We start from the raw sequence: 17,481 nt of genomic DNA, 5'->3' as shown, positions 1-17,481 counted from the left end.
ATAGCTTATGTGGGAGCAGAATAATCATCTAACCATTCATGCATAGCCTGATGAGAGCCCTTAAATAAGACTCGAGCCTGTTTCTTGTCCAGTTGATACTGATACATAGGATCGTAGTACCTGGTGAGCAGCATAGATATCCACTCTAGGTGAGCCTCTGTAGTGTTCCTTTGCTGTTGAATTTTCAGGGCATTGGTAATGATAGACTGAAACTCATCATGTAGCTGACCACCGAGTCGTTTCTTAATTCCCGTAATACTTAGGCTTAAGTACTCTGAAAATGCGATAAAGCCAGCCTCTTCACCTAGACGCTCTATGTAGCCGGAATGCATCTTATGAACGTATTCATCCAATAATCTGCTATGTCGATTTTCATTAGATTCCTCTAACACTAAGACCTGAGCCGTTTGCATGGCGCTGTAAAATGTCTTAGGTATCGCAGATCGGCCGATGAGGAAGCTTTCATCTTCTAAGACTAAACAGCGTTCATTTCTCTGCTGATGCCTTAATAATTCCACTGCTAGACGATTTTCAAAATTGATCTGTGTCGGTTGAGGTTCATGGTAACGTCCGAAACTCGATCCCCTGTGATGGGCAATGCCTTCCAGGTCAACGGACTCAGAACGTTTGATCAAGAAGTCAGTTTTACCACTGCCGGTGATCCCACTGAGAATGAGTACAGGCTGTTGCTGGGGAGCTTCATCGATGACTTCGATGAGATACTGGCGCATAGCCTTATAACCCCCCTCAATATAGGGGACTTCCAAGCCTGCTTCTTTAAGCCATTCTTGAGTGAGTTGAGATCTTAGACCACCTCTAAAGCAATACAGGTATGCATTTGGATTCTTCTCAAAATAATCCAGCCAGGCATCCACCCTTTGCTGCTTAACTTTGCCTTTAACCAGAGTGTGCCCGAGTTCAATGGCAGCTTCTTGGCCTTTTTTCTTATAACAAGTACCTACCTTCTGTCGTTCACTATCTTGCATGAGCGGCAGGTTAGTACTGCTCAGGAACGCACCCTTATCAAATTCGAGGGGGGCCCTGACATCCATAATAGGATGACCCGATAACATGATCTCTTTGTAAGCGCTTTTAGGGACAAGATTTTTGCTCATTAGATGAGCTCCACGAATTGAGCTTGTGACTCATTGGTCATAATGCCAATACACTCAGTAGGCACATTATTCTTGGTGAGTAAGCTAATTAGCTCCTGCTCAGCATCGGCCCCTACCGAGATGAGTAAGCCGCCGCTGGTTTGTGGATCACAGATAATACCTTTCTGCTCATCCGTAAGTGTTGGCAGATGTTCGCTGTAGCTATCGTAGTTTCTGTGTGTTCCACCCGGTATACAGCCCATCTCAAGATAGGTTTTAGCCTTGGCTAGTAGAGGTAATGCTGAAACTTTGATTTTTGCATTGAGTTTTGCCCCCTGGCACATCTCGATAAGATGTCCAGCAAGTCCAAAGCCTGTGACGTCTGTCATGGCATTAACTCCGGCAATTTTTGCTATTACCGGACCTAATACATTCAGCTCACACATGGCATCTGCGGCAATGTTGATATCTTCAGGCGCTATTTTCTTCTGCTTCTGAGCCGTAGTTAAAATGCCTATGCCTAAAGGTTTAGTCAGATAGAGCTTGTCGCCGGATTGAGCCGTATTGTTCTTCTTCAGCTCATTTAGTGGGATTTGACCAGTTACCGCGAGTCCGAAAATTGGCTCGGGGGAATCGATACTATGACCACCGGCCAACATGATACCAGCGTCTGCACAGGCTTGGCGTCCGCCGTCGACAACTTGTTGAGCCACTTCTGCAGGTAGGATATTAACTGGCCAGCCTAAAATCGCAATCGCCATCATAGGCGTGCCGCCCATGGCGTAGATATCACTGATAGCATTAGTCGCAGCTATTCGCCCGAAGGTGAAAGGGTCATCGACAATAGGCATAAAGAAATCTGTGGTGCTGATGATGCCGGTTTCTTCGTTGAGCTTATAAACGGCTGCATCATCCCGAGTCTGATTACCTACTAATAATTTAGGATCTTCGAATACTGGAAGCTGAGAAGCTAATATAGTTCCTAGGACTTTTGGCGATATTTTACAACCACATCCTGCGCCATGGCTGTATTCGGTAAGTTTTATTGTAGATTCTGACATGAACTCAAAAGTCCCTTAGGAAGGTTATTAGGCGCTTATGATAGACCTATCGACTGAGTACATCAATTAATGCAATGAAAGGTGTGATGGTGACTCGGATGAATAGGGAGGGGAATCGATAATTGTGTTGGCTGAAGCTTACTTCCGTAAAAATAACGGCTCGATAGAGATGGTATCGAGCCGATTTTATAATAGAGCTAAGCGTAAGTCGCTGTGAGTAGCTTCCAGTTTTTATGTTGTAAAATAAAACGTTGTTTCATTTCGTCAACTTGCAGGACTAAGTGCTTGTTGGCTAACTGTTTACGTTTCGCCTCGAGCAGCTCTTTCTTAGCTTGATAGTAGTCAGCCAGATGAGATTTTAATATCTCATATTCTGCCTGTAGCTTCTCTAATACCTCGTCACAGTTACTCAGCGTCGAGACGCGAATTTGGGTGCGCTGTAACTGCATCTTGAGTTTGGCACTCTCAATTCTCTCCTGAGGAGTGACGCGCAGATCTTTAGCTAGTCCACACCAATTGAGTGAATTGATTAGCCACTTGGTTGGATCGTAGTGCCACCAATGTATGCCGTTACGATAGTCGTTCTCGAAGATGTGATGGAAGTTGTGATAGCCTTCACCATAGGTAAGCAGAGCGATAAAACCATTATCTCGCGCTGTGTTCTTATCTGTATATGGCTGACTGCCCCATACATGGGCGAGAGAGTTAATAAAGAAGGTACAGTGTTGCACGACAACCAGCCTTAACAGACCAGCCATAAGTAGCATTGCTAGAATATCGCCATTGAGCCAGCCTAAAAATGCGGGTAAGCCTATGTTCATCAAAATAACTAAAGGAAGATAGTATTTGTGCTGCCACATAACTATCTTGTCATTCTGCAGATCTCGAACATTCTTATAATCATGATAACGCTGAGATTGGTATTCCCTCAACATCCAGCCTATGTGACTGTACCAGAATCCCATCTTAGCTGAATAAGGATCTTTATCATTATTATCCACATGTTTATGATGCACTCTATGATCTGAAGACCAGTGAAGAGCGCTATTTTGTAGTGCTAATGCACCGCCAAGTGCAAACATGAAGCGCACAGGAGCCTTGGCTTTATAGGTCTTGTGCGACCACAGGCGGTGATAACCTGCGGTAATGGATAGGCCACTGGCAAAAGCAAAACCAATGAAAGCAAACCATTCAGTCAAACCATAGCCCTGAGTCATGCCATACAAGGGAACGAGTATGGCTGCACCTAGGAAGGTGATTAAAAAGAAAGCTACATTAGTCCAAATTAGCGGGGGTTTATTCATTATTCTTATCCAGTTCAACTTTGAGCGTACATCTGTACGCTAATTTAGCCTGCAAAACAATTTAGGTCAAGTCGTAAACACTCGTTAGGGGCTGTGTTTTTGTGTCAAAAAATGTATTATCCCGAGATAACATTTAAGTTTCGGATCCACCATGATGGGTGTAAGAGCACAGCAGAAAGAGAAGACTCGTAGGGCGCTAGTCGATGCCGCATTCAATCAACTCAATGCTGAGCGTAGTTTTTCGAGTCTAAGTTTACGGGAAGTCGCTCGAGAGGCGAAGATAGCTCCAACTTCTTTCTATCGACATTTCAAGGATATGAATGAGCTAGGCCTGACCATGGTTGATGAAGGTGGTTTAACTCTTAGGCAGATGATGCGTAAGGGCCGGCAGCGTGCCGAAGCTGGCGGTAGTGTTATTCGTATCTCTGTCGACACATTTATGGAGGTGCTGGAGTCTAATCCGAATGTGTTCAGGATTTTATTGCATGAGCGTTCAGGCACATCGGCTCCTTTTAGGGCTGCGGTAGCTCGTGAGATAGAGCATTTCATCTCTGAATTGACTCATTATACCGAAGCCACCGCAAACAGAAGTCCTGAGCTTGCTAGGGCACAAGCTGAAGCTCTAGTTACCTTAGTCTTTAATGCCGGAGCGGCTGCACTGGATATGAAGCGAGTAGATAGAAAAGTACTCGCCGATAGATTGGTGATTCAGTTACGTATGGTGGCCAAAGGTGCGGAAGCCTTGCAACATAAGTTCGACAGAAGATAGCTATAAGCTAGTTGCAAAATAAAAGGGCCTATTTAGGCCCTTTATCATTTATTAAGTAAATATAAGAGGTTTCTTAATTTACTTCTTCTCTAAGAAGACACCTGATTCCATATGGTCTGTATATGGAAATTGATCAAATAGGGCGAAGCGAGTGATCTTATGTGTTTTAGTTAGCTCGGTTAAGTTTTCGATCAAAGTATTAGGGTTACATGATATGTAAACGATACGCTCATAACCTTGAACTAGCTTGACCGTATTCGAATCTAGGCCAGCTCGTGGTGGATCGACAAAGATGGTATTACAATTATAGCTGTCTAGATCTATACCTTCTAAGCGTCTAAAACTTCTCTTTTTCGCCATAGCATCGGTGAAGTCTTCGGCAGACATACGTATTATCTGCAAATTATCTATATTGTTGATTTCTATATTGTATTGCGCCGATTGAACCGAAGGTTTTGCTAGTTCAGTGGCGAGGACGCGATCGAAGTTTTGCGCTAAAGCGATAGAAAAGTTACCGTTACCACAATAAAGCTCCAATAAGTCGCCGGTACTGTTCTTGGTGACATCTATGGCCCATTCGAGCATTTTTACCGAAACTTTACCATTAGGTTGAGTGAAGCTATTTTCGATTTGGTGATAATGAAGCTGCTCACCATTAACGCTAAGGGTTTCCACAACGAAATCTTTATCGAAAATAAGTTTCTGCTTACGGGCTCTACCGATCAAATTAACCTTGAATTTAGACGCTAATCTATCTTTAAGGCTCTTAGCTTCTGCTTCCCACTCTTGATCCAATTGCTTATGGTAAAGTAAGGAAACAAGAATTTCGCCACTTAGAGTTGAAAGAAAGTCGATTTGAAACAATCTATGCCTAAGTATGGTATTAGGTTTTAATTCTTCGATTAAGGCAGGCATCATCTCGTTAATCAGACTGCTTGCTGGAAGGAATTGGTCGCAACGAACCTTACTGTCCAGAGCTTTATCAAACATGTAGTAATACATGTCATCACCGTCATGCCAAATTCGAAATTCACAACGCATACGATAATTCGCTGTTTCTGAGCCGAAGGTTTCTAACCTTGGTGTATCAAAGTCGGTGAATATTTGTTCCAGCTTGATGCGCTTTTCTTCGAGTTGGGCATCATAGGTCGTAGGATCCATTGCTGCTAAATTCATTTATTGATCACCTTGGTTTCATTTGGGGCGGAATTATTATACTAGATTACCCATATGTCCAGTTTCTGGCTTTCGATTTATGGAATCTTGTGTGAAAATTGTATTTTACCCTTCTAAAAGCATCTTGTAGTAGCAATATGATAAACAAGGGCTGTGTCTAGTAAGAACCACAAAAGTAAATGGAGAAGTGTTTTGTCTAAACCTATACTCGTTTTTGATTCAGGAATTGGCGGTTTAACTATTCTTGATGAGATTAGACTGGCATTGCCTAATGAAAACTATATCTACTTATTCGATAATGCTCGTTTACCTTATGGTGAGCTAGGTGAGCAGGAGTTGATTTCAGGAAGCGTCTCTCTAATTACAGATTTTGTGAAAAATGAATCTGTCTCCATGGTGATCATAGCCTGTAATACAGCCAGCACGTTAATTTTGCCATCACTTAGAGCCGCATTAAATATTCCCGTTGTTGGTGTGGTTCCAGCAATCAAGCCTGCTGCTCTACTATCTAAAAAGAAACACATAGGTTTACTTGCAACACCTGGGACAATAAAACGTACTTATACTCATGAATTAATCGAGCAATTTGCCGGTGAGTGCAAGGTAGACTTGTATGCCTCATCGGAACTGGTATTACTTGCGGAGCAGAAGGCCGCTGGTCATCCAGTTACTCAGCAACAGCTGGCACGAATTTTAAGCCCAATTTATCAAAGTGAACTCGATACCTTAGTCCTAGGCTGTACTCACTTCCCAATACTGAGACAGGAGATGCAAGAATATTTAGGAGATAAGATATCGCTATTAGACTCTGGCAAGGCAGTTGCTGCACGAGTAGTGACACTAAAGCTTAAAGCTCAACAGAAACTAGTTCAGGCTGAGTGGGACAAAGATGAAACTAATGAAGGGCTGGAACAAGAAGGTGATTGCAGTAGAACTGAGCTGGCTTACTTTACATCTCAAAGCATTGAGAAAGGTTTGAAGAAGACGTTAGCCAAGTTTGGTTTTTCTAAAACATCTAGAGTTGAATAACTCATATATAGAATCAAATTGGCTAACATCATATCACCTATAGATTAGGCTTCTTCTTTACGTTCACTTTTTTCTGAATCTTGAGACTTGGCTTCTCTTACCTTTAAGGTACGTTCCTGGAAATCAAACTCATTTAACTTGGACATGGCTTTTTGTGCCCCAGCTTCCGACATCTCGATGAAACCGAAACCTTTACGACGTCCAGTCTTACGATCACGAACTAATCTGACTGAGTTTACTGGGCCGTACTTACCGAATAACTCTTTTACTTCGCCTTCATGTACACGGTAAGGAAGATTACCTACATAAAGAGTCATTGTTGGGCCTGTATATTGTTCAACACTTGTGACGTTGTCACCAGCTTCTGTTGATTGGCCTTTTAGGGAAAAGATAACGCTAGCAATAATGGCACCGGTAAAGAAAGCGACTGCTGCGTTTAACTCGGGAGCGACAAAATGAATCGCTACTGCGCCAAAGATGGCGATGATCAAAACAATAAGAAATGGCTTTTGCATATATATGATCTCTGAAGAATTGATAAATAACTGTTAATAGCAGGTATATGGTAATGAATTATTTAGCATTACACTAGCCTGTTGCCGTAAAAATGAACTTAAGAGTGAAGACTTTTTAATAAAAGCTTAATAAATCAGCACTTTCAGAGCGAAAAATAAGCTTGAACTGAATTAGTGTTTAAAAGTTCAGCGGATGATTCAATAACTAATAAAAAGGGCTTGCGCACTTATATAATCTCCCTATAATGCGCAACCACTGACACGGCAAACCAGTCCTACTAACATTAAGTTGAGTGAGACCGAGACGAGTCAGGGCAATGAGTTGCTAAGGTTTTAAGTCGTTATTTAAACGTTTGAAAATCTTTTTAAAAAGCACTTGACGCCAACCAAGGAAAGCGTAGAATACGCCTCCTCAAGCCAACGACCTAGCGTCACGGCGGCATATGAAAGATGATGCAAAAGCTCTTTAACAATTTATCAAGTAATCTGTGTGGGCACTCACAGGTGTTGAGTTATTCGAAATTGCTTCTTAGGAAGCAATCAAAAATTTAACTCAATGAACTACTGAGTGACCATAGCAACTTTATTTTTTACTTTCTTTCGAGAAAGTAAATTCAAAGAAGCAAAATATGTAAGCTTCATTGGCATTCTCTTTATAGAGAGTGGTTAATGAAAAACAGTATAATTCATTGAGCCGATGTCATCATCGAAAGAGGATGCATCAAAAAACTTTAATTGAAGAGTTTGATCATGGCTCAGATTGAACGCTGGCGGCAGGCCTAACACATGCAAGTCGAGCGGAAACAGAAAGTAGCTTGCTACTTTGCTGTCGAGCGGCGGACGGGTGAGTAATGCCTAGGGAACTGCCCAGTCGAGGGGGATAACAGTTGGAAACGACTGCTAATACCGCATACGCCCTACGGGGGAAAGGAGGGGACCTTCGGGCCTTTCGCGATTGGATGTACCTAGGTGGGATTAGCTAGTTGGTAAGGTAATGGCTTACCAAGGCGACGATCCCTAGCTGGTCTGAGAGGATGATCAGCCACACTGGAACTGAGACACGGTCCAGACTCCTACGGGAGGCAGCAGTGGGGAATATTGCACAATGGGCGAAAGCCTGATGCAGCCATGCCGCGTGTGTGAAGAAGGCCTTCGGGTTGTAAAGCACTTTCAGCGAGGAGGAAAGGTAGGTAGTTAATAACTGCTTACTGTGACGTTACTCGCAGAAGAAGCACCGGCTAACTTCGTGCCAGCAGCCGCGGTAATACGAGGGGTGCAAGCGTTAATCGGAATTACTGGGCGTAAAGCGTACGCAGGCGGTTTGTTAAGCAAGATGTGAAAGCCCCGGGCTCAACCTGGGAATTGCATTTTGAACTGGCAAACTAGAGTCTTGTAGAGGGGGGTAGAATTTCAGGTGTAGCGGTGAAATGCGTAGAGATCTGAAGGAATACCGGTGGCGAAGGCGGCCCCCTGGACAAAGACTGACGCTCAGGTACGAAAGCGTGGGGAGCAAACAGGATTAGATACCCTGGTAGTCCACGCCGTAAACGATGTCTACTCGGAATTTGGTGTCTTGAACACTGGGTTCCCAAGCTAACGCATTAAGTAGACCGCCTGGGGAGTACGGCCGCAAGGTTAAAACTCAAATGAATTGACGGGGGCCCGCACAAGCGGTGGAGCATGTGGTTTAATTCGATGCAACGCGAAGAACCTTACCTACTCTTGACATCCATAGAACTCGCTAGAGATAGCTTGGTGCCTTCGGGAACTATGAGACAGGTGCTGCATGGCTGTCGTCAGCTCGTGTTGTGAAATGTTGGGTTAAGTCCCGCAACGAGCGCAACCCTTATCCTTATTTGCCAGCACGTAATGGTGGGAACTTTAGGGAGACTGCCGGTGATAAACCGGAGGAAGGTGGGGACGACGTCAAGTCATCATGGCCCTTACGAGTAGGGCTACACACGTGCTACAATGGTCGGTACAGAGGGTCGCAACGCCGCGAGGTCAAGCTAATCCCACAAAGCCGGTCGTAGTCCGGATCGGAGTCTGCAACTCGACTCCGTGAAGTCGGAATCGCTAGTAATCGTGAATCAGAATGTCACGGTGAATACGTTCCCGGGCCTTGTACACACCGCCCGTCACACCATGGGAGTGGGCTGCACCAGAAGTAGATAGCTTAACCCTTCGGGGAGGGCGTTTACCACGGTGTGGTTCATGACTGGGGTGAAGTCGTAACAAGGTAGCCCTAGGGGAACCTGGGGCTGGATCACCTCCTTACCTATACGACTAACTCAATATTTGCTGAGTGTTCACACAGATTACTTGATAGAAAGAAAGAGCAAAAATACGTTGGGTCTGTAGCTCAGCTGGTTAGAGCGCACCCCTGATAAGGGTGAGGTCGGTGGTTCAAGTCCACTCTGACCCACCAAAATTTCTACTTTTCTTCATTGGAAAGAAGTGATTTGGTTTTAACGTATATTTTGTTTGACTGCATGTAAATGGGGCTATAGCTCAGCTGGGAGAGCGCCTGCCTTGCACGCAGGAGGTCTGCGGTTCGATCCCGCATAGCTCCACCATTTACTTACATTTTTTGCTGAATTTGTAGGTCATGCATATGGATAGAGATGCCAAAGATAATGAAAAAATTATCTTTGGCTTTTTTAAGCCCGTTCTTTAAAAATTTGGAAAGCTGATAGTGTTAATGCGAAAGGGACTATTGTGAAAGATATTTCGTAAGAGATAGCGATTACAGTGGTTAATAGCATTAGCGCGAAAAATAAATAAATAATTGAGTTCTCAAACACTTAAATCAAGTGCCGAAGCATAGACCTTTAGTTAGGAAAGTGCTTCAAGAGTATTCTTTTGGCGAAAGTAAACACCATTAGTTGCGATACAACTGTCGTTGTTCGAAGAGAAATCTGAGAATGACAGCAAAGTTTAACGCGCAGTTAGTCATGTTAATGTCGAAGCGGTGATTTGAACGAGAAGGGCGTGTAGCTTGCTACATAACCGACGAGTGAGATTCACAATAAAGACAGTGACTTGAATAGCAAGCGAACTAGACCTATGTGGGTTGTATGGTTAAGTGACTAAGCGTATACGGTGGATGCCTTGGCAGTCAGAGGCGATGAAGGACGTAGTAACTTGCGAAAAGCGTTGGCGAGCTAGTAACAAGCATTTGAGCTAACGATATCCGAATGGGGAAACCCACTCACATAAGTGAGTATCACATACTGAATACATAGGTATGTGAGGCAAACCCGGGGAACTGAAACATCTAAGTACCCGGAGGAAAAGAAATCAACCGAGATTCCCCTAGTAGCGGCGAGCGAACGGGGATTAGCCCTTAAGTCTATGGGGTGTTAGTGGAATGAGTTGGAAAGCTCAGCGGCACAGGGTGATAGCCCCGTACATGAAAACTAACCATAGATGAAAACGAGTAGGACGGGACACGTGACATCTTGTCTGAACATGGGGGGACCATCCTCCAAGGCTAAATACTCCTGACTGACCGATAGTGAACCAGTACCGTGAGGGAAAGGCGAAAAGAACCCCTGTGAGGGGAGTGAAATAGAACCTGAAACCGTATACGTACAAGCAGTGGGAGCGGTTCTTGAGACCGTGACTGCGTACCTTTTGTATAATGGGTCAGCGACTTACATTTTGTAGCGAGGTTAAGCGAATAGCGGAGCCGTAGGGAAACCGAGTGTTAACTGCGCGTTTAGTTGCAAGGTGTAGACCCGAAACCCGGTGATCTATCCATGGGCAGGTTGAAGGTTGAGTAACATCAACTGGAGGACCGAACCGACTTATGTTGAAAAATGAGCGGATGACTTGTGGATGGGGGTGAAAGGCCAATCAAACCGGGAGATATCTGGTTCTCCTCGAAAGCTATTTAGGTAGCGCCTCGAGCGAATACCATTGGGGGTAGAGCACTGTTAAGGCTAGGGGGTCATCCCGACTTACCAACCCTTTGCAAACTCCGAATACCAATGAGTACTACTCGGGAGACACACGGCGGGTGCTAACGTCCGTCGTGAAAAGGGAAACAACCCAGACCATCAGCTAAGGTCCCAAAGTTATTGCTAAGTGGGAAACGATGTGGGAAGGCTTAGACAGCTAGGAAGTTGGCTTAGAAGCAGCCATCTTTTAAAGAAAGCGTAATAGCTCACTAGTCGAGTCGGCCTGCGCGGAAGATTTAACGGGGCTAAGCAATACACCGAAGCTATGGGTTTGCTAGTTTACTAGCAAGCGGTAGAGGAGCGTTCTGTAAGCCGTTGAAGGGAAAGGGGTAACCCATCCTGGAGGTATCAGAAGTGCGAATGCTGACATGAGTAACGATAAAGGGAGTGAAAAACTCCCTCGCCGAAAGACCAAGGTTTCCTGTCCAATGTTAATCAGGGCAGGGTAAGTCGACCCCTAAGGTGAGGCCGAAAGGCGTAATCGATGGGAAACAGGTTAATATTCCTGTACTTCTACTAACTGCGATGGAGAGACGGAGAAGGCTAGGCTAGCGCGGCGTTGGTTGTCCGCGTTTAAGGTTGTAGGTTGTATTCTTAGGCAAATCCGGGAATACGCATTAAATTGCAAGACTGAGGACTGATGACGAGTCACTAAGGTGATGAAGTAGTTGATGCCATGCTTCCAGGAAAATCTTCTAAGCTTCAGGTTAGTAGGAATCGTACCCCAAACCGACACAGGTGGTTGGGTAGAGAATACCAAGGCGCTTGAGAGAACTCGGCTGAAGGAACTAGGCAAAATGGTACCGTAACTTCGGGAGAAGGTACGCTCCCAGCGGTGATGAGACTTGCTCTCTAAGCTGCCGGGAGTCGCAGATACCAGGTGGCTGCAACTGTTTATCAAAAACACAGTACTGTGCAAACTCGCAAGAGGAAGTATACGGTATGACGCCTGCCCGGTGCCGGAAGGTTAATTGATTGGGTTATCTTCGGAGAAGCTCATGATCGAAGCCCCGGTAAACGGCGGCCGTAACTATAACGGTCCTAAGGTAGCGAAATTCCTTGTCGGGTAAGTTCCGACCTGCACGAATGGCGTAATGATGGCCACGCTGTCTCCAGCCGAGACTCAGTGAAGTTGAAATTGCGGTGAAGATGCCGTATACCCGCGGCTAGACGGAAAGACCCCGTGCACCTTTACTATAGCTTGGCACTGAACATTGAACCTACATGTGTAGGATAGGTGGGAGACTTTGAAGCAGAGACGCTAGTTTTTGTGGAGTCAACCTTGAAATACCACCCTTGTAGTTTTGATGTTCTAACTTAGGCCCCTGAATCGGGGTTGAGGACAGTGTCTGGTGGGTAGTTTGACTGGGGCGGTCTCCTCCCAAAGAGTAACGGAGGAGCACGAAGGTTGGCTAAGTACGGTCGGACATCGTACGGTTAGTGCAATGGCATAAGCCAGCTTAACTGCGAGACATACACGTCGAGCAGGTACGAAAGTAGGTCATAGTGATCCGGTGGTTCTGTATGGAAGGGCCATCGCTCAACGGATAAAAGGTACGCCGGGGATAACAGGCTGATACCGCCCAAGAGTTCATATCGACGGCGGTGTTTGGCACCTCGATGTCGGCTCATCACATCCTGGGGCTGAAGTCGGTCCCAAGGGTATGGCTGTTCGCCATTTAAAGTGGTACGCGAGCTGGGTTCAGAACGTCGTGAGACAGTTCGGTCCCTATCTGCCGTGGGCGTTGGATGATTGAAGGAAGCTGCTCCTAGTACGAGAGGACCGGAGTGGACGAACCGCTGGTGTTCGGGTTGTTATGCCAATAGCATTGCCCGGTAGCTACGTTCGGAATCGATAACCGCTGAAAGCATCTAAGCGGGAAGCGAGTCCTAAGATGAGTCATCCCTAGGAATTTAATTCCTCTAAAGAGCCGTTCGAGACTAGGACGTTGATAGGCAGGGTGTGTAAGCGTTGTGAGGCGTTGAGCTAACCTGTACTAATGACTCGTGAGGCTTAACCATACAACCCAGATGGGTTTGTAGCGTTAATGATGATTACTTTACAAGCACAAAAGAATACGAACTTGATTTAAGTCGAACCAATTATTACTTTTATTTAAAGCTATTTAGAAGATTTTAAAAGATTCTGAATAGCCAGCTTTTCAAATTTACCAAATTAGTCTGGAAACCATAGCATTGTGGCACCACCTGAACCCATCTCGAACTCAGAAGTGAAACGCAATCGCGCCGATGGTAGTGTGGGGTCTCCCCATGTGAGAGTAGGTCATTTCCAGGCGCCTAACATATGCTCGTAAGAGCACGTCTCCTAACCCTGACAAGTTAGCGACGATAAAAGAATTTAGCAATATGCGTAAGCACTTTGCTAAAGGAGCGGTAGTTCAGTTGGTTAGAATACCGGCCTGTCACGCCGGGGGTCGCGGGTTCGAGTCCCGTCCGCTCCGCCAACATTACGATAAGCCCTAACAGCAATGTTAGGGCTTTTTCGTGTCTGAATTTTGAGTAGAAAAAAGATAAAAACAGAGTGGTAGCTCAGTTGGTTAGCTTCTTTTGAATAGAAAGCGGCCTGTCACGCCGGGGGGCGCGGGTTCATCTTTTAAAAAGAGATAGTCCGCCCCAGCTACGCGCTCGAAAGCTTGTGCCTGACGCCACACTCGCCCACAAAAATTACGATAAGCCCTAACACTTCTTATAAAAAAAGAGTGTTAGGGCTTTTTCGTGTTCACTTTTTGAGTAGAAACGACGAAAAACATTCAGCATTCTTCAAATGAAATTTGCTAAAAGAGCGGTCACTCTCGACCATCCATGTCCTTTGCGTCAATCTTCATGACATTTGTGCTTCCATGCACTTCGCAGTTCACTTGTGCCACTCTTGGTTTAACGCAAGTGTTCCAGACATTGTTCTGGCATACACTCCGTCCATGGAGATATTAGCCTCTTTATTAAACGGAGAGCGGCCTGTTACGCCGGGGGACGTGGGTTCGTCTTTTAACAAAGTGCTAGTCCGCTTCGCCAACATTACGATAAGCCCTAACACTTCTTATAAACAAGGAGTGTTAGGGCTTTTTCGTGTCTGAATTTTGGTGATTATATATGTCGCGAGTTAGTTTTTTAATAAGAGATAGTCAAACAGTATCCATGCTTAAAAGCCCTGTTCGGCTAAATACATCCGTGTACACAAGCCAGTTCGGCAGTCCCTGCCTCTCGTTTGCAAGCTTATGGTGCGGCATGAAAATAACACCTGTCTTTCATGAGTTCTAACTGAGTGATATTAACCAGTCAGCACACGACGAATGGCCTTATTTCTATCAGAGGGATATTCTTTAAGTTAAATTCAGTTCATAAATCCTGCTGTAATGCCGAGCTAATTCTTTCTACTAGCTAAATACGCTACAATGCCGCTTTAATGCTCTCTAAAAGTTTCTATCTATGTCTGCAGTACCTTATTCATTAAAATCCTACAATACCTTTCAAATAGACCACAGCTGTGCCGAGCTGATCCATGCGGAATCTAAAGCTAAGTTGATTTCTACTTGTCTGGAGCTCTATCGAGGTGACCAAGATTTTTTGGTGCTCGGAGGGGGGAGTAATATTGTACTGACAGAAGACTATCTAGGTACAGTTGTTCATGTAGAGACTAAGGGGGTAGAGTTTTCCGAGGATGATGAATATCATTATCTTAGCGTAGCTGCGGGTGAAAACTGGCACGAGTTAGTCGTGACAACTCTTTCAATGTCTATATCTGGTCTCGAGAATTTAGCCTTGATACCTGGAACGGTTGGCGCGGCTCCAATTCAGAATATTGGTGCCTATGGTGTAGAGCTGATGCAGTTATGTGATTGGGTAGAGTATCTTGACCTGAGAACAGGAGGCTTGAAACGTTTAACTGCCCAAGAGTGTCTCTTTAAATATAGAGATTCAATTTTTAAAGGGGATCTGCTCACCTGTGCAGTGATCACAGGGGTTGGACTCAAGCTAAGTAAACAATGGCAGCCTGTAATATCTTATGGGCCACTGAGGGCGTTTGAGAAAGGAAGTGTGACGGCTAAACAGATATTCGATTGTATCTGTAATATGCGAAATACTAAACTTCCTAATCCTGATGTACTGGGTAATGCTGGGAGTTTCTTTAAGAACCCGATCGTTTCACGTGCAGTATTTGATTCCCTAGTTGAAAATCATCCTGGCATAGTTGGATACCCTATGGATGATGATTCGATTAAATTGGCTGCAGGCTGGCTAATCGACAGGGCAGGGTTAAAGTGCCTTAAGGTTGGAGATGCGGCAGTCCATGAGCAGCAGGCATTAGTTTTGGTTAATATGGGCCAAGCAAGGGGAAAAGATGTCACTCAGTTAGCGCGGCAAGTAATTAGAGCGGTAGCAGGGCGGTATGGCATTGAATTAGAAGCAGAGCCAAGAATTATTGGCGCCAACGGTGAAAGGGAATTAGCAGATGATTGAACAGTGGGGACGTAAGAGAGAAATATTGAACGCATTATCTGGTGAGCAGTTTGTTTCTGGTGAAGAGCTGGCTAAACAAGCTGGTATATCCAGAACCGCAATCAGCAAGCATATAGACTCGCTTGAAGACTATGGTGTCGAGATATTCAGTGTTAAAGGTAAGGGATATAAGTTAGCTAATCCGGTTTCTTTGATCGATGAAGATCAATTGACTCGCTCACTTAATAATAGATGCTTCTATTTCAATGAATTGCCAAGCACTAACGCCTTTCTTTTGAAACATGTTAATGAATTAGCCTCTGGGGATATCTGTATAGCTGAGTATCAGTCCGCAGGTCGAGGGCGCCGTGGCCGTAGCTGGGTATCACCCTATGGATGTCATCTTTACTGCTCCATGTATTGGAAGTTGGAACAGGGGATGGCTCAGGCGTCAGGGCTCAGTCTGGTTGTGGCTTGCTCACTGGTCAAGGTGCTGCAAAATTTTGGTATCGAAGATTTAGGGGTTAAATGGCCAAACGATATCTATTTGAATAACAAGAAACTGGCTGGAGTTTTGATCGAGATGAGCGGTCAAGCCGACAGTGAATGCCATCTGGTTGTGGGGATTGGTATCAATATCTCCATGTCTCAGTCTCAAGGGGATAAAATTGATCAGGCTTGGAGTGATCTTTCTGCAAATCCTTCTTGTCCGGGTAAAACTGAACTGGCAATAGCACTACAGAAACAGTTACATCAAGACTTTTCTACTTTTGAGCTGCAAGGGTTAACTGCCTTCTTAGACCGTTGGCAGCAAGTGGATGTTTTCTTGGGTAAGCAAGTAAAGCTCTTGATGGGCGACAACCAGATCGATGGTATCTGTAGAGGAATCGATGAATCTGGTGCTATTTTGCTTGAAACAGATGAAGGCATAAAAACATTCGTAGGTGGCGAAATCAGTCTTAGAAGCACGAGCTAGTGCTTCTAAGGGGACTATTTACGTAATAGGACCTGACTCATCAGATGATCTTTGCCTTTCTGCAGAATAAGATGAGCACGATCTCTGGTGGGTTCAATATTTAATTTAAGGTTTGGGCCATTGATGCTATCCCAGATGTTAGACGCTACGCTAGTCGCTTCATCATCGCCCAGCTTTGAATAGTGGTGGAAGTAAGACTTTTCATCGCTAAAGGCTCCTCCTCTAAATTGCAGAAACCTATCTACATACCATTTTTTCAGTAATTTCTCCTCGGCATCGACATAAATTGAGAAATCGACAAAATCGGAAACGAAGGGTTGCTGTATGCCAACAGCTGCATCCTGACCCGTTTGTAGTACATTCAGCCCTTCGATAATAAGTATGTCTGGTTGTTGTATTACCTGCTGCTTGTCCATTATGCGGTCATAGCTTAAATGAGAATAGATAGGAGCCTTAACTTGAGGCTCACCGGCTTTGATTTGAGAAATGAACTTAACCAGCATTTTCATATCATAGCTTTCAGGGAAACCTTTTCGCTGGAGCAGGCCGCGACGTTTAAGCTCTGCCAGAGGATAAAGAAACCCATCGGTAGTGACAAGATCAACTTTAGGATGCTCGGACCATTGGCTTAACAGTGCCTGAAGAATTCTAGCCGTTGTGCTCTTACCTACGGCAACACTGCCTGCAATACTAATAATATAGGGGCGTTTGGGAGGATTCCTTCCTAAGAATTTACTGAGTACCAGGCCTCTTTTCTGCTTAGCACCGATAATGAGGTTAAGCAGTCGACTCAAAGGAAGATAAATATCGGTGACTTCGGTCAGAGATAGCTGCTCATTTATGCCGCGCAGTTTATTGAGCTCAGATTCAACAAGTGTCAAGGGGACCGATTCACGTAATTCGGCCCACTGAGATCTTTGGAATGCAAGATACAGTGCATTATGAATTTTATTTTCTGTTGTCATTGCTTATCTCCCTTTGAGGGAGGAACAGTACACTAACAGTTTAAGATGAACAATATCAAAGCCACCTAAGATGCTTGCACTTTGACCACTGACTAACGGGATGTCCAAAAAATCAACTAAATATGAATTTTGTGGATGAAAAATCAACGTTCAGCACTTATTTTGGTTTTTT

General features: G+C 44.7%; 10 protein-coding genes, 3 tRNA genes and 3 rRNA genes. 10 read left to right on the top strand and 6 right to left on the bottom strand.

What is annotated here, in order from left to right; genetic code table 11:
• Positions 1–5 precede the first annotated feature (5 nt).
• The 3 genes from mnmH to SVI_RS19840 form a co-directional block, all read right to left on the bottom strand.
• Complete coding sequence (gene mnmH / locus SVI_RS19850; protein WP_041420126.1) at positions 6–1,115, bottom strand: tRNA 2-selenouridine(34) synthase MnmH; 1,110 nt, start codon at positions 1,113–1,115, stop codon at positions 6–8.
• On the bottom strand, positions 1,115–2,155 hold the full coding sequence (selD, locus tag SVI_RS19845) for a selenide, water dikinase SelD (RefSeq protein ID WP_013053440.1): 1,041 nt from the start codon (positions 2,153–2,155) through the stop codon (positions 1,115–1,117). Before selD ends, mnmH begins: the two co-directional genes overlap by 1 nt.
• A 197-nt stretch (positions 2,156–2,352) precedes the next feature.
• Positions 2,353–3,459, bottom strand: a complete 1,107-nt coding sequence (locus SVI_RS19840) for an acyl-CoA desaturase (protein WP_041420125.1) — start codon at positions 3,457–3,459, stop codon at positions 2,353–2,355.
• A 154-nt stretch (positions 3,460–3,613) separates the two neighbouring features.
• On the opposite strand from SVI_RS19840, the gene fabR reads away from it, so the two are divergent.
• Complete coding sequence (gene fabR / locus SVI_RS19835) at positions 3,614–4,228, top strand: HTH-type transcriptional repressor FabR (protein ID WP_041420485.1); 615 nt, start codon at positions 3,614–3,616, stop codon at positions 4,226–4,228.
• 78 nt (positions 4,229–4,306) lie between these two features.
• Here fabR and trmA read toward each other — a convergent pair whose 3' ends face one another.
• Positions 4,307–5,404, bottom strand: a complete 1,098-nt coding sequence (gene trmA, locus SVI_RS19830; RefSeq protein ID WP_013053437.1) for a tRNA (uridine(54)-C5)-methyltransferase TrmA — start codon at positions 5,402–5,404, stop codon at positions 4,307–4,309.
• 192 nt (positions 5,405–5,596) lie between these two features.
• Here trmA and murI point away from each other — a divergent pair, with 192 nt between their 5' ends.
• Positions 5,597–6,433: a glutamate racemase gene (gene murI / locus SVI_RS19825; protein WP_041420124.1), complete on the top strand. Its 837-nt coding sequence runs from the start codon at positions 5,597–5,599 to the stop codon at positions 6,431–6,433.
• Positions 6,434–6,477: 44 nt separating this feature from the next.
• Here murI and SVI_RS19820 read toward each other — a convergent pair whose 3' ends face one another.
• Positions 6,478–6,948, bottom strand: coding sequence for an RNA recognition motif domain-containing protein (locus SVI_RS19820; protein WP_013053435.1), 471 nt, complete (start codon positions 6,946–6,948; stop codon positions 6,478–6,480).
• A gap of 732 nt (positions 6,949–7,680) precedes the next feature.
• Between SVI_RS19820 and SVI_RS19815 the strand changes: the two genes are divergently transcribed.
• The 8 genes from SVI_RS19815 (at position 7,681) to birA (ending at position 16,344) form a co-directional block, all read left to right on the top strand.
• A 16S ribosomal RNA gene (locus SVI_RS19815) occupies positions 7,681–9,225 on the top strand.
• 74 nt (positions 9,226–9,299) lie between these two features.
• Positions 9,300–9,376, top strand: a tRNA-Ile gene (locus SVI_RS19810).
• Between the two features lie 72 nt (positions 9,377–9,448).
• A tRNA-Ala gene (locus SVI_RS19805) sits at positions 9,449–9,524 on the top strand.
• A gap of 503 nt (positions 9,525–10,027) precedes the next feature.
• Positions 10,028–12,932, top strand: a 23S ribosomal RNA gene (locus SVI_RS19800).
• A gap of 158 nt (positions 12,933–13,090) precedes the next feature.
• Positions 13,091–13,206 (top strand): 5S ribosomal RNA (gene rrf / locus SVI_RS19795).
• The 16S, 23S and 5S rRNA genes sit together here with 3 tRNA genes alongside, the layout of an rRNA operon.
• Positions 13,207–13,298: 92 nt before the next feature.
• Positions 13,299–13,375 (top strand) — tRNA-Asp (locus tag SVI_RS19790).
• A gap of 982 nt (positions 13,376–14,357) precedes the next feature.
• Positions 14,358–15,389, top strand: a complete 1,032-nt coding sequence (murB, locus tag SVI_RS19785) for a UDP-N-acetylmuramate dehydrogenase (protein ID WP_013053434.1) — start codon at positions 14,358–14,360, stop codon at positions 15,387–15,389.
• Positions 15,382–16,344, top strand: a complete 963-nt coding sequence (birA, locus tag SVI_RS19780) for a bifunctional biotin--[acetyl-CoA-carboxylase] ligase/biotin operon repressor BirA (protein ID WP_041420123.1) — start codon at positions 15,382–15,384, stop codon at positions 16,342–16,344. Before murB ends, birA begins: the two co-directional genes overlap by 8 nt.
• A 14-nt stretch (positions 16,345–16,358) precedes the next feature.
• Here the strand turns inward: birA and coaA are convergent, their stop codons facing one another.
• Positions 16,359–17,309, bottom strand: a complete 951-nt coding sequence (coaA, locus tag SVI_RS19775; protein ID WP_013053432.1) for a type I pantothenate kinase — start codon at positions 17,307–17,309, stop codon at positions 16,359–16,361.
• Positions 17,310–17,481 lie beyond the last annotated feature (172 nt).

The sequence above is a fragment of the Shewanella violacea DSS12 genome, assembly GCF_000091325.1.
Taxonomy (GTDB): Bacteria; Pseudomonadota; Gammaproteobacteria; order Enterobacterales; family Shewanellaceae; genus Shewanella; species Shewanella violacea.
This window is presented reverse-complemented; position numbering and strand designations above follow the sequence as displayed.